The sequence below is a fragment of the Bifidobacterium apicola genome (assembly GCF_042846865.1).
GTDB classification, from domain to species: domain Bacteria; phylum Actinomycetota; class Actinomycetes; order Actinomycetales; family Bifidobacteriaceae; genus Bombiscardovia; species Bombiscardovia apicola.
Genome location: NZ_BAAFQQ010000001.1, coordinates 93,657 through 107,226 on the forward strand (window position 1 = coordinate 93,657; position 13,570 = coordinate 107,226).

Sequence of the window (13,570 nt, forward strand, 5' to 3'; positions counted from 1 at the left end):
CCAGTCATGGCCTGGACTGATAGACGGCGCGTGCTAGCGTGGTCCCCAGTATCGTACCAATGGAAGAGAGGTAGCAGATGGACGTAGGACAGATTGCCGGCTTGATAGCGGCCATTGCCTTCGCTATCCTGGCGGGGTTTCTGATCTATCCCCTGATTCGTCTGGGGAAGCTCTTCGATCAGCTGGCGCAGACCATCAAGCAGACGGGCGAGCATGTCGTGCCCACCCTGGACGAGTCCGCCAGCACGGTCACCCAGCTCAATCAGACCCTGACTGATGTCAATCGCATCTCTGCAGCGGCTTCGACCACGGCAGGCAACGTCGGTGCTCTGACCGATCTGTACGGATCAATGCTTGGCAAGCCGGTCATCAAAGCAGCAGCCTTCTTCTACGCCCTGCGCAAGACGATCTCGTCATTCCTTTCAGGAGGCCGCAACAGCGCCGAATCCAAGCCCTCCACCGCACCAAAGACCACCGCACAAAAGGCCAATGAGGGCCAAGGGAACGAGGGGAGGACCCGCTGATGTTCAAACGGATCTTCTGGATGGGGCTGGGCGTCACGGCAGGCGTGGTCCTGGTGACCAAGGCCGAGGCCTATGTGAGGGCCAATACCCCCAAGCGTGCAAGGGAATTCGTGCTGGGCGAGGACCAGGACCAGGTGGCTTCACGGACCCTGTCCGGCCTGGTTCGCCAGTTCACCCAAACAATGCATCAGCGGCAGGACGAGCTGGACCGCCGCTATCTGGACCGCTTCCAGGGCTGAGCCTGGGGCGGACAGGCCAGGACAGATGCGCCTGGCCGGTGTAAAATCACCATATTCAGCTAAGAGTTCGGAGTGCGGGCGTCCTGTTCGCACCCCGGACAACCGAGTCATTTGGACAACCCGTAATCCCGTCGGCGTTCACCGGGTCTGAAGGAGCAGAAGCAGCATGCGCACATCGGAAATCGCCAAGCGTTTCCTCGATTATTTCCAGGACAAGGATCATCTGGTGGTTCCCTCCGCCTCCCTGATCTCGCCCAATCCAACCACGCTCTTCACCATCGCCGGCATGGTTCCTTTCATTCCCTACCTGCTGGGGGAGCAGACCCCGCCCAAGAGCCGCATGGCCAGCAATCAGAAGTGCGTGCGCACCTTGGACATCGACGAAGTAGGCAAGACCACGCGTCACGGCACCTTTTTCCAAATGCTGGGCAATTTCTCCTTCGGGGACTACTTCAAGGAGGAGGCCATCCACTATGCCTGGGATCTGTTGACCAAACCCCAGGACCAGGGCGGCTACGGCTTCGACCCCGATACTCTCTGGGTGACCACCTACACCGATGATGACGAGGCACGCTCCCTGTGGAAGGACGAGGGCTTCGACCCGGAGCATATGGAGATCCTCGGCATGGAGGACAACTTCTGGACCACCGGCGGCCCTGGCCCCGGAGGCCCCTGCTCCGAGATCTATGTGGACCGCGGCCCTGCCTATGGCAAGGAGGGCGGCCCTTCGGCAGACGAGAACCGGTACATCGAGATCTGGGATCTGGTCTTCGAGAACTATGAGGTGGACAACGTCCGTTCCAAGACCGACCTGCACATCGTAGGCGAGCTCGAACATAAAAACATCGACACCGGCGCAGGACTGGAGCGGCTGGCCTATCTGCTCCAGGGCAAGCAGAACATCTATGAGACGGACGAGGTCTACCCCGTCATCCAGGCTGCCGAAGGCCTGTCGGGCCGACATTACGGCGACGATGAGCAGGATGACGTGCGCTTCCGTGTGGTAGCCGACCACGTTCGTTCGGCTTTGATGATCATGAGCGATGGTGTCCGTCCCAGCAACGTCGGCCGTGGCTATGTGCTGCGTCGTCTGCTGCGCCGGACCATCCGCTCCATGAAGATGCTGGGCGTGGACCAGGAGGTTCTGCCCCAGCTCTTCCCGGTCTCCAAGGAAGCCATGGCCCCCAGCTACCCAGAGCTCAACGACACCTTTTCCGAGGTGGCCGAATCGGCCTATGGCGAGGAGCTGGCCTTCCGCCGGACCCTGGACAAGGGAACCACCATTCTGGATACGGCCGTCAAGAAGGCCAAGAGCGGGAAGGGCGAACCCGAGGTCTCCGGCAAGGATGCCTTCACCCTGCATGACACTTATGGGTTCCCCATCGAACTGACCCTGGAGATGGCTGCTGAGCAGGGCGTCAAGGTGGACCAGGACGAGTTCCGAAAGCTCATGAACGAGCAGAAGTCCAGAGCCCGTGCCGATGCCATGAAGAAGCGGCACAACGTGGATCTGAGCGTTTACGACGATATGCGCAAGAGCCTGGACGAGCCTCAGGTTTTTCTGGGTTACACCGACTTCTCCAGCCGCTCGACGGTCCTGGGCATCATCCAGGAGGGCAAGGGTGCGGTTCCGGCCGTCAAGGCCCCTGCCCAGGTTGAGGTGATTTTGGACCGCTCGCCCTTCTACGCTGAGGCAGGCGGCCAGCTGGCCGACCAGGGCGAGATATTGACCGACGACGGGGCCGTTCTGGAGGTGGACGACGTGCAGAAGCCCATCAAGGGGCTGACCATCCACCGCTGCCGGCTGACCGAGGGGACGCTGACCTTGCAGGCCACGGCCACGGCCACCATTGACAGGAACCGGCGCGGGGCCATTGCCCGCTCGCACACCGCCACGCACATGGTCCACAAGGCCCTGCGCGAGGAGCTGGGTCCCCAGGCTACACAGCGCGGCTCCGAGGATGCGCCCAACAGGCTGCGCTTTGACTTCCAGTGGTCGCAGGCACCCAGCCGCCAGGCCATGGATGCGGTGGAGGCGCGTGTCAACGACCGCCTGCGTGACAACCTGGCCGTGACCACGCAGGAGATGAAGTACGACGATGCCATCGCCCTGGGCGCCATGCATCTGTTCGGAGAGAAGTACGGCGACGTGGTCCGAGTGGTCTCCATCGGCGAGGACGGCTGGAGCCGGGAGCTCTGCGGAGGAACCCATGTGGACCACGTAGGCAAGATCGGCGCAGTCTCCATCATGTCCGAGGCCTCGGTGGGCACCGGCGTTCGTAGAGTTGATGCCGTGGTGGGCCAAGGGGCTTACGAGTACAACGCTCGTGAGCATGCTCTGGTCTCCCAGCTCTCAGACAAGCTCAACGCCCGTCCTGACGAGCTTGAATCCAGGATCTCTGCTCTGCTGGCCAAGCTCAAGGAGTCCGACCGTAGGCTGGCGGCCACCTATGAGCAGCAGATGGCACAGGCTGTGCCCGAACTGGCCAACCAGGCCCTGCATGCCCCAGGCGAAATCAAGATCGCCTCTCAGAATATGGGGCATTTCGGCTCGGTCGATGCACTGCGCAAGACGGTGACCGACCTGCGTGCCCGCATGGGCGAGGAATACCCGGTTGTGGTCGCTCTGGCCGGTGTCAGTGAGGACGACAAACCTGTCATCTTCGTGGCCACTAACCAAGCAGCCCGTGACCGTGGTCTCAGGGCTGGCGACCTGGTCAGGACCGCTTCCAAGGTTCTGGGTGGCGGCGGTGGAGGCAAGCCTGACTTTGCCCAGGGCGGCGGCCAGGATGCATCGGCCATTGATCGTGCTTTGAAAGCCCTGAGTGACCAGGTCCGAGAGGGCTGAGCTGTCCGTGCGATCACATACGGCCGTATGGCTGGGGGTTGATCTTGGCGAAGCCAGGGTGGGTCTGGCCCTGTCGGACCCGGAGCTGACCCTGGCCTTTCCCGCTGGCAACATCAGGGTTCAGGGCGACTACTTTCAGGCCCTGGACCAGGTTGAAGACCTGATTATGGATAAATGCGTGTCCCGAGTCGTGGTCGGATATCCTCTGCTCTTGAGCGGTCAGGCTGGACGCAGCGCCAAAAAAGCGTCCCGTTGGGTGCGCGCTCTGACCGGACGCCTTCAGGAGGCAGCGGAGAATGCCGACGTTGCCCATGAGCAGCTGCCCAGTGTAGTATTGCGAGACGAACGACTGACGACTGTCAGCGCCCATCGTCAGCTCTATGATGCCCGCGTGGACGGGCGAAGACATCGTCCCGTGGTCGATCAGCAGTCCGCTGTCGTGCTGCTGCAGTCGGCTCTGGACGACCAACGTGCCGACAAGGAGTGGTAATTGGCCGACGATATGCAGGACTTCTTCCGGGACAAGGTTCAGTGGGTGGCCGATGGGCAAGCCCCGGTCTCCGCTAAACCGCCGCGTCCTCCTCGCTCGAGGCGAGAGATGCGCCGTCGACGCGAAAGCCGCAAGCGTCACAAGCGGATCATGACCGTGATCATTGCCTTGGCTGTTGTGCTGGCTGCCTCCTGTATGGTGATTCTGGTAGGAGGGCTGCGCCATGGCACCCCTAGGATCGTAGCCACCAAGGAGGTGGCCCCTGACTATCCAGGCCCGGGTGGGCAGCCTTTGGAGTTTACGGTCGAGAGCGGCCAGGGGGCTGATCAGGTGGGTGCCAATCTAGTCAAGGCTGGAGTGGTCAAGTCCACTGCGGCTTTCCTGCATGCCATTGCCAGCACTCAGTCTGAATCCAGGTTGATGCCCGGCACCTTCGATCTGCGTTTACGGATGAAAGCCTCTGACGTGGTGGCCATTCTGACCGACCGAAACAAGGCCGGAGGCTTCCTGCAGGTGCGGGCCGGGGAACGTGTCCGCGATGTTACTGCACGTGCAGCCCAGCTTTCCGGGGTTCCACAGAGCGAATTCGATGCCCTGATCCAAGCCAACGGTGAGGGCATCCTTCCCCAGGAGGCCCAGGGTAACTTCGAAGGGTGGCTGCAGCCTGGCGAGTACGACGTGCGCAAGGCTGGATCAGCCAAGGCCATATTGACTAATCTGGTGTCCAAGCGAATAGAGAGGCTGGATCAGCTCGGCGTTCCAAAAGGCCAGGATCGGCAGACCACCCTTAATAAGGCCTCCATCGTCGAGGCCGAGGTCAACAAGTCTGAATACTACAGCAAGGTTGCCCAGGTCATTGACAATCGATTGTCCAGAGGAATGCCCCTAGGTATGGACAGCACCGTGGCATACTCCAACAATGTCTCTGCCTTAAAGCTGACTGATGCCATGCTGAAGAACGCCGATGATCCATACAACACCAGGGTCCGCCAAGGTCTGCCCCCAGGGCCCATCGGCAGCCCGGGCGATGAAGCCATCCAGGCGGTCATGCACCCTGAGTCGGGCGATTGGCTCTATTTCGTAACTGTCAACATGGATACCGGAGAGACCAGATTCAGCGACGACCCGGATCAGTTCAACCGCGATGTCAAGGAGTACAAAGCCTGGGAATCTCAACACAACCAGCAAAGCCAATAGCGCTTCTCCTTGAGCCTCATAGTCAGTCAGGCGCCAGGCGGTCTTATACGGCATCAATGATCAAGGCCGCTACAGCTGCGGCGAGGATGACTGGGACGTAGGCCAGCGAAAGAGGGTTGTTTGTTCTTGCTGGTCCGTGGCGACGAGTCATCCAGACCAAAGCGAGGGCAATCAGCCCCATCAACCCCATCATGAGCCACCAGACAAGGATGGTCGTCCATCCAAAGACTGCCAAGCTCAAAGCCACCAGACTCGTGGCCGTCACGTCGCCTAGTCCCAGGGCGCCAGGTCGGACCAAGGCCAGCAAGAGCTGAAGACCTGCAGAGGCCAGAGCCAGCAACAGACACTGCGCAAGCAACATTGGTTGAGCCCGAATCAGCGAAAAGACCAGCAGGGTCACGGCCTGTATTACTAGTCCGAAGATCACCAGAAGGCGAGGGACTCGCCGGGAGCGGATGTCGATCAAGGCCAGGAGGAGGGCCGTCAGCAGTCCCGGCGCTGGGATGAGGTAGACCATCTTCTAAGATAATCATAGGTAGCCCTAACCTGGCAAACGAGAAACGAACGAGGAGCTTGAATATGTTGCGCTGGCAGACGGCAGGGGAATCCCACGGAGAGGCTTTGGTGGCCATGATGGAGGGTCTGCCCGCCGGGGTTGCCGTGTCCACCAAGGATATTGAATCGGCTCTGGCCCGCCGTCGACTGGGCTATGGCCGCGGGGCCAGGATGGGCTTTGAACAGGACCGTGTGCGGCTGCTGACTGGGGTCAGGCATGGGCGGACGCTCGGTTCGCCGATCGCCATCGAGATCGGCAATACGGAATGGCCCAAGTGGGAGCGAATCATGAGCGTTGACGAGCTGCCTGCTGATCAGGAGCCTCCGACGACTGGTCGCAACGCCCCGCTTACCAGGCCAAGGCCCGGCCATGCTGATCTGACCGGCATGCGTAAATACGGGTTTACGGATGCGCGTCCGGTCCTTGAGCGCTCTTCGGCCAGGGAGACCGCCTCCAGGGTGGCCTTGGGATCGGTGGCTGCCGACTTTCTGCAGCAGGCTCTGGGCATAAGAACCGTCTCCCATGTCATCTCCATAGCCGGGGTCGGCCGGGAGGGGCATGAAGTCACGCCTGGTCCTGAGGACGGACCGGCTCTGGATGCCTCGCCGGTCAGGACCCTGGACAAGGACGCCGAGAAGCGGATGATGGCCAGGATCGACCAGATCAAGAAGGACGGCGACACTGCCGGAGGGGTTTTCGAGGTCATCGCTTATGGCGTGCCTGCAGGCTTGGGCACCTATGTGGAGGATGACAGACGTCTGGATGCTGCTCTGGCCAGTGCCTTCATGAGTATCCAAGCCATCAAGGGCGTGGAGATTGGCGACGGATTCAGCGAGGCTGATCGTCCCGGATCACAGGCCCATGACGAAATGGAACCCGGTCCTGACGGCAGCATCCGCAGACTCAGCAACCATGCAGGCGGTCTGGAGGGCGGCACGTCCAACGGCCAGCCAATCAGGGTAAGGGCCGCCATGAAGCCCATTTCTTCGGTGCCTCGGGCCCTGCGCACAGTGGATGTCGCCACCGGACTGCCTGCCCAGGCCATCCATCAGCGCTCAGACGTGACTGCCGTGCCTGCCGCCGCCGTGATTGGTGAAGCCATGATGAACCTGACTCTGGCGCGATTCGCCTTGGAGAAGTTCGGCGGCGACTCGCTCGACGAGGTTCAGCGCAACGCCCGGGCTTATCTCCAATCCTGGCCCGAACATCTTCGGTGAGGGGCGAATCGCATGATTGAAAGCAGCAGCATGCCCAAGGCTGTCGTCATTGGCATGCCCGGTGCGGGCAAGACCCGTCTGGGCAAGGAGACGGCCGCTCTGATCAAGGCGCCTTTCAGGGATACTGACCAGTGCATCGAGGAGGAGGCAGACCGGTCGGTCAGCGAGATTTTCGACACTCAGGGCGAACAGGCTTTTCGAGATATGGAAACCCGAGCGGTTCTGAAGCTACTGAAGGACTTTTCCGGTGGCATCCTGTCCCTGGGAGGAGGCGCTCCCATGAGCACCGAGGTCTTCCAGGCACTGCAGGATTATCGGCGGGCTGGCGGCGCTGTGGTCTACTTGCAGATCGACCCGGAGGAGGGGGTCAGCCGAGCGGCTCGGTCGGATCATCGTCCCCTTCTTCGCGGTGGTGCGTCAGAACGCTGGATGGCTCTCTATCGTGAACGTCGCAGCGTCTACCAGGATCTGGCAACCATTACCCTCAAATCCAGGAACACCACCCCCCGCGCCTTGGCCAGACGGTTGGCCGACGCCTTGACCGAGCGGGTGGTTCACGTCAGCGGGCCTGACCCATACGATGTGAGGATCGGTGCAGGGGTGACCGGGCGACTGCATGAGTTGCTCGGAGACCAAGCCATGAGGGTGGCCCTGATTCATACCCAGCCGGTCCAGCGGCATTCCGACCATGCCCGGGCTCTGCTTCGCCAGGCTGGTTACCAGGTGGTGGATCTGACCATACCCGACGCGGAGGCCGGCAAGACCATTCAGGTCAGCCAGAGCATTTGGGAGCGCCTGGCCACCGAGGGTTTTACCCGTTCCGATGCGGTCGTGGGACTGGGCGGGGGAGCAGCCACAGATCAGGCCGGGTTCATTGCCGCTACCTGGATGCGGGGCATTCACTATGTGAACTGCCCTACCTCCCTGCTGGCCATGGTCGATGCGTCCACCGGAGGCAAAACCGGCATCAACCTGGAGCAGGGCAAGAATCTGGTCGGCAGCTTCTATACCCCTGTCGGCGTCCTCGCAGATCTGCGCACCCTGCGTACCCTGCCCAACGATATCTTTGTAGAGGGCTTGGGCGAGGTGGCCAAGTCCGGTTTCATCATGGATGGGGGCATCCTGCGTGAGCTGGAGGAGCGGGCCGTCTCCCTGCGTGCCTTCGACGGACAGGAGTCCGACCAGTGGTTGGGCACGGTGGTCCAGGATCTGATCGAGCGTACGGTCGAGGTCAAGGCCCGGCACGTCTCGGTGGACCTCAAGGAGTCCGGCTTGCGGGAGTTTCTCAACTACGGCCACACCTTGGGCCACGCCATCGAGAAGATCGAACACTTCACTTGGCGGCATGGCCAGGCCGTATCCGTGGGCATGGTCTTCGCAGCCGAGCTGGCAAGGATCACCGGCCATCTGGATCAGGAGGCGGTCGACTATCATCGGCAGCTTCTCTCTTCTCTGGGTCTTAGGACATGGTGGGATGGGGGAGATTTCGACCAGGTGCTGGCCCTCATGCATAGGGATAAAAAGGCCCGAGGCAACAAGTTGCGGTTTATCATCCTTGATGGCTTGGGCAAACCCACCCACCTGGACGACCCGCCGGTCTCGGCGCTCAAGGAGGCCTTCCGGGCCATACGCAAGGAGGAATGACAGATGGCGGATGCCAATAAGGACAGGCAGAAGGTTCTGGTAGTCAACGGGCCCAACCTGGGTCGGCTGGGCGTGCGCGATCCTGATGTCTATGGTCGTCAGGATCTGGCGACTCTCGCCCGGGACTGCGAACATTGGGGTCAGCAGCTGGGCTTGGTTGTTAAGGTACTGCAATCGGACGACGAGGGCCAGGTCATCCGTTGGATGCACCAGGCCGTGGACCAGGGCAGCGCAGTGGTGCTCAACCCGGCCGCTTTCACCCACTACAGTTACGGGCTTGCCGATGCTGCTGTCCAGGTCAGCCAGGCAGGGCTTCCCTTGATGGAGGTCCATATTTCCAATCCCTCAGCCAGAGAAGCCTTCCGCCGGCGCAGCGTCATCTCGCCGGTGGCCACCGGCACCATCACCGGCATGGGCTTCTACGGATACCGGCTGGCCTTGGAAGCCGTGGCCCACCTGCTGGAGAACGCATGAGCGACAGCGGGGAGACCAGCAAGAAACTCTCCGAGCCGCCTAAGGCCATCCTTGTCCGTGGCGCAAGAGTCCACAACCTGCGCAGCCTGGATGTAGATATTCCTCTCAATCGCTTGGTAGGCATCGCTGGAGTCTCGGGCTCCGGCAAGTCCTCCCTGGCTTTGGGAGTCCTCTATGCCGAGGGTTCCCGCCGTTACCTGGAATCCCTGTCCACCTACACCAGGAGACGGATGACCCAGGCCCAGCGTCCCCAAGTTGACTCGGTACGCTTCCTGCCGCCAGCCTTGGCTCTGCGTCAACGGCCAGGCGTTGGCGGCATGCGCTCTACTTTCGGCACTGCCACTGAGCTGCTCAATGTGCTCAGGCTGATGTTCTCCAGGCTGTCCAGCCATGTCTGTCCCAATGGCCATCGCCAGGAGCCCACTCTGGCCGTCGCAGCCGAGATGCCCATCACCTGCCCTATCTGCGGTGCTAAAGTCGAGCCTCCCAGCGCCGAGGAGCTGGCCTTCAACTCCCTGGGAGCCTGCCCCGCCTGCCAGGGGACCGGGACCGTGCGCGAGGTGGACGATGCCACCCTGGTTCCCGATGACAGCCTGACCATCGACCAAGGGGCCGTGGTGCCCTGGCGGACCTTCGGCTTTAACGTCCAGCCCGACATCGCTCGCGAGTTCGGAGTCCGCACCGACGTACCCTGGCGGGATCTGACCGATCGGGAGCGGAAGATCGTCTTCGAGGGGCCTGCCGAGAAGAAGCACATCACCATTACTTCGATCAAGGGTGTCCACGAGCTGGACTTCACCTTCCGCAACGCACGGCTGACCGTGACCGAGGAGCTCAAGAGGGCCAACGACGACAAGCGTCTGGCCAAGGTGGCCAAGTTCCTGACCGAGCGGACCTGCCCGGACTGCAAGGGTACCCGGCTCAACCAACGAGCCCGTCTGCCCCGAATCAACGGGGACAATCTGGCCGAGGTCACCTCCTGGCCCCTGGATAAGGTGCTGGACTGGGGCCGGAAGCTGCCACCCACGCTGCCTGAACCCATGCAGCCCATGGCCTCGGCCCTCTGCAAGACTTTGGACGAAATGGGTAGGCGGTTGATCCAACTGGGACTGAGCTACCTGACCCTGGATCGTTCCAGTGCCTCTCTGTCCACAGGAGAGCGGCAGCGGGCCCAGTTGGCCAGGGCTGTCCGCAATGAGACCACAGGCGTGCTCTATGTGCTGGACGAGCCCTCGACCGGTCTGCATCCCGCCAACCTGGAGGGGTTGATAGGGGTCATGCGCGACCTGCTGGCCGACGGCAATTCCGTGGTCTTCGTCGACCACGACGTAAAGGTTCTGGAATCAGCTGATTACCTGATCGAAATGGGTCCCGGAGCAGGGGAGCGTGGCGGCAGGATTCTGGCCCAGGGAGCCCCTGAGCGGATCGCTGCAGACCCGGACTCGCGCATCGCAGGTTTTCTCGATGGACGCGAGCCTGTTCTGGTACGAGATCGTCACCCTATGCCTGCAGAGGATGAATGGATCCGCATGCAGTCAGGGCCCATTCACACGGTCCATCCGCTGGATCTGGCCATTCCTCGGGGTTGCATGACGGCGGTGACCGGCGTATCCGGCTCGGGAAAGACCACCATGATCCTGGAGTCCCTGGTCCCGGCCCTGCAGGCCCGAATCCAAGGCGACCCCATGCCCAAGCATGTGCACAGTCTGGACCCGACGGGCATCGACAGGGTTCGCCTGGTGGACTCCTCGCCCATAGGCATCAACGTGCGTTCCACAGTGGCCACCTACTCGGGGCTGATGGACCGGCTGCGCCGTCTCTTCGCGGCCACTGACCAGGCGAAAAAAGACAAGCTGGGCATCTCCGCATTCTCCTATAACACCGGATCCCTACGCTGCCCCCAATGCGACGGCACCGGGCAGATCAGCTTGGACGTACAGTTCCTGCCCGACATTCCCATCACCTGCCCCAGCTGCCAGGGTCGTCGATACCGCCCAGAGGCCGAGCAGTACCGCCTGTCCACGCCGGCAGACCCGGAGCCGCTGAGCCTACCCGATCTGCTGGCCATGGAGGTGGGTCGTGCCCTGGAGGTCTTCGCGCAGGGCCGGGAGTACACGGCCATCCGCCGAGGTCTGCAGACCTTGAAGGACCTGGGCCTGGACTACCTGACCCTGGGGGAGGACACCCCATCCCTGTCTGGCGGGGAGGCCCAGCGGCTGAAGCTATCCAACGAATTGGGCCGCAGGCAGAATGGCTCCATGTTCGTCCTGGACGAACCCACCACCGGCCTGCATCCCTTGGATGTGCGTGTCCTGATCGGGGTGCTGGAGCGCCTGGTCAGCAAGGGGGCCACGGTGGTCTTCATCGAGCACGATCTGGACATGATCGCCAACGCCGACCATGTGGTCGACATGGGGCCGGGGGGTGGTGACCGAGGCGGAAGGATCGTGGCCCAGGGCGACCCTGAATCAGTGGCCCGTAACCCTGATTCGGTGACCGGCCGCTACCTGGCCGACCATCTGCATCTGAGCCGTCCCTGAATCGGTCTGTCCTCCTCGTGTGTTGGCCGGTTTCTGGTCGCTCCTACCTGATAGGCTGAAGTTCCATGGTCAGAGAACATGGAAATTCGCAAGGGCATATCACCAAACACATTTTCGTCACCGGCGGCGTGGTCTCTTCACTGGGCAAGGGGCTGACCGCATCCTCTCTGGGCCGACTGCTGAGAAGCCGCGGAATTCGCGTTCTTCAACAGAAGCTCGATCCCTACATCAACGTCGATCCGGGGACCATGAACCCCTTCCAACACGGCGAGGTCTACGTGACCGAGGATGGGGCCGAGACCGATCTGGACATCGGCCACTATGAGCGTTTCACTGACGTCTTCCTCTCCCAGAAGGCCAACGTAACCACCGGCCAGATCTACCAGTCCGTTCTGCGCAAGGAGCGGGCGGGGGAGTACCTGGGCCAGTGCGTCCAGGTCATTCCCCACGTGACCAACGAGATCAAGAGCCGTATGCGGGCTCAGGCCAGCGACGACGTGGATGTGATCATCACCGAGATCGGCGGCACGGTGGGCGACATCGAGTCCCAGCCCTTCATGGAGGCTGCCCGTGAGGTTCGTCGGGACATCGGCCCGGACAACTGCATGTTCGTCCATGTCTCCTTGGTTCCCTACGTGGCCGCCGCACACGAGCTCAAGACCAAGCCCACACAGCACTCGGTCATGGCCCTGCGCCAGCTGGGTATTGCCCCCGATGCACTGGTGCTGCGCTCGGATCGGCCGCTCAATCAGGCCATCAAGGACAAGATCTCACTCATGTGCGATGTGGATGCCGAGGGCGTGGTCAACTGTGTGGATGCGCCCAGCATCTACGACGTGCCAAAGATCCTCTACAAGGAGGGTCTGGACACCTACGTGGTGCGCAAGCTGGGTCTGCCCTTCCACGATGTCGATTGGAACGAGTGGGAGGATCTGCTGGACAGGGTCCACAATCCCCGCACCCAGGTGGCTATTGCCATTGTGGGCAAGTACATCGACCTGCCCGATGCCTATCTGTCGGTCATCGAGGCCCTGAAGGCCGGCGGCTTCGCCAATCGGTCCCAGGTGCAGGTCAAGCTGGTTGCTGCCGACACCTGCGAGACCATGGACGGAGCCCGCAAGGCTTTGGAAGGTGTCGACGGCATCGTGGTCCCCGGCGGCTTCGGCATCCGCGGCATCGAAGGCAAGATCGGTGCCCTGCGCTACGCTCGTGAGACCGGCCTGCCTGCCCTGGGACTCTGCCTGGGTCTGCAGTCCATGGTCATCGAATTCGCCCGCCACGTCCTAGGGCTGGAGGATGCCAACTCCTCGGAGTTCGAGCCTGACTGTGAAAACCCGGTCATTGCCACTATGGAAGAGCAGAAGGATATTGTGGCAGGCCATGGCGATATGGGCCATACCATGCGCTTGGGTGCCTACCCTGCAGTGCTCAAGCCCGACTCCCTGGTGGCCAGGCTCTACGGTTCTACTGAGATCTCCGAGCGCCACCGCCACCGCTATGAGGTCAACGTGGCCTACAAGGAGCGGCTCGACGAGGCCGGCCTGCATATCTCGGGCACCAGCCCGGACGGGCAGCTGACCGAGTTCGTGGAACTCTCCCAGGACCAGCACCCCTTCTATGTGGGCACTCAGGCCCACCCGGAGTTCAAGTCCCGGCCCACCAAGCCGCACCCTCTCTTCGCCGGCCTGGTCAAGGCCAGTTTGGAGCACGGAGGCCAGGAGGCGGCCTGAGATCGATAGGTTTTCGGACATTTCTTGTGTGATCGCCCGTTCCCCTCTTATAGGGGAGTGGGCGATTGCCCGTATTGGGGCCTTTGTCAAGAGGGCCGGCCGGATTCCTTA

11 protein-coding genes are annotated in these 13,570 nt (G+C 61.9%); 10 read left to right on the top strand and 1 reads right to left on the bottom strand.

Going from position 1 to position 13,570, the window contains the following annotated elements; all coding sequences use genetic code 11:
• Positions 1–77: 77 nt before the first annotated feature.
• From ACGG9J_RS00395 to mltG, 5 genes are all read left to right on the top strand, one after another.
• Positions 78–524 carry a DUF948 domain-containing protein gene (locus ACGG9J_RS00395; RefSeq protein WP_390132595.1) on the top strand — a complete coding sequence of 149 codons (447 nt, stop codon included), beginning with the start codon at positions 78–80 and terminating at the stop codon, positions 522–524.
• Complete coding sequence (locus ACGG9J_RS00400; protein ID WP_024627396.1) at positions 524–763, top strand: hypothetical protein; 240 nt, start codon at positions 524–526, stop codon at positions 761–763. Before ACGG9J_RS00395 ends, ACGG9J_RS00400 begins: the two co-directional genes overlap by 1 nt.
• 166 nt (positions 764–929) lie before the next feature.
• The gene (alaS, locus tag ACGG9J_RS00405; RefSeq protein ID WP_390132597.1) at positions 930–3,611 is read left to right on the top strand and encodes an alanine--tRNA ligase; all 2,682 of its coding nucleotides are present in this window, start codon (positions 930–932) and stop codon (positions 3,609–3,611) included.
• Between the two features lie 7 nt (positions 3,612–3,618).
• On the top strand, positions 3,619–4,101 hold the full coding sequence (gene ruvX, locus ACGG9J_RS00410) for a Holliday junction resolvase RuvX (protein ID WP_390132599.1): 483 nt from the start codon (positions 3,619–3,621) through the stop codon (positions 4,099–4,101).
• Complete coding sequence (gene mltG / locus ACGG9J_RS00415; RefSeq protein ID WP_390132601.1) at positions 4,102–5,298, top strand: endolytic transglycosylase MltG; 1,197 nt, start codon at positions 4,102–4,104, stop codon at positions 5,296–5,298. It abuts the gene before it with no gap.
• Positions 5,299–5,341: 43 nt separating this feature from the next.
• Here mltG and ACGG9J_RS00420 read toward each other — a convergent pair whose 3' ends face one another.
• Positions 5,342–5,815 (bottom strand): hypothetical protein, encoded by a 474-nt coding sequence (locus tag ACGG9J_RS00420; protein WP_390132603.1) that lies wholly within the window; start codon positions 5,813–5,815, stop codon positions 5,342–5,344.
• A gap of 62 nt (positions 5,816–5,877) precedes the next feature.
• Here ACGG9J_RS00420 and aroC point away from each other — a divergent pair, with 62 nt between their 5' ends.
• From aroC to ACGG9J_RS00445, 5 genes are all read left to right on the top strand, one after another.
• The gene (aroC, locus tag ACGG9J_RS00425) at positions 5,878–7,071 is read left to right on the top strand and encodes a chorismate synthase (protein WP_390132605.1); all 1,194 of its coding nucleotides are present in this window, start codon (positions 5,878–5,880) and stop codon (positions 7,069–7,071) included.
• 12 nt (positions 7,072–7,083) lie between these two features.
• Positions 7,084–8,715, top strand: coding sequence for a bifunctional shikimate kinase/3-dehydroquinate synthase (locus tag ACGG9J_RS00430; protein ID WP_390132607.1), 1,632 nt, complete (start codon positions 7,084–7,086; stop codon positions 8,713–8,715).
• Positions 8,716–8,718: 3 nt separating this feature from the next.
• The gene (gene aroQ, locus ACGG9J_RS00435; RefSeq protein WP_390132609.1) at positions 8,719–9,189 is read left to right on the top strand and encodes a type II 3-dehydroquinate dehydratase; all 471 of its coding nucleotides are present in this window, start codon (positions 8,719–8,721) and stop codon (positions 9,187–9,189) included.
• On the top strand, positions 9,186–11,729 hold the full coding sequence (locus ACGG9J_RS00440) for an excinuclease ABC subunit UvrA (RefSeq protein WP_390132611.1): 2,544 nt from the start codon (positions 9,186–9,188) through the stop codon (positions 11,727–11,729). Before aroQ ends, ACGG9J_RS00440 begins: the two co-directional genes overlap by 4 nt.
• 65 nt (positions 11,730–11,794) lie before the next feature.
• Positions 11,795–13,459, top strand: coding sequence for a CTP synthase (locus tag ACGG9J_RS00445; protein ID WP_390132613.1), 1,665 nt, complete (start codon positions 11,795–11,797; stop codon positions 13,457–13,459).
• Positions 13,460–13,570: the final 111 nt, after the last annotated feature.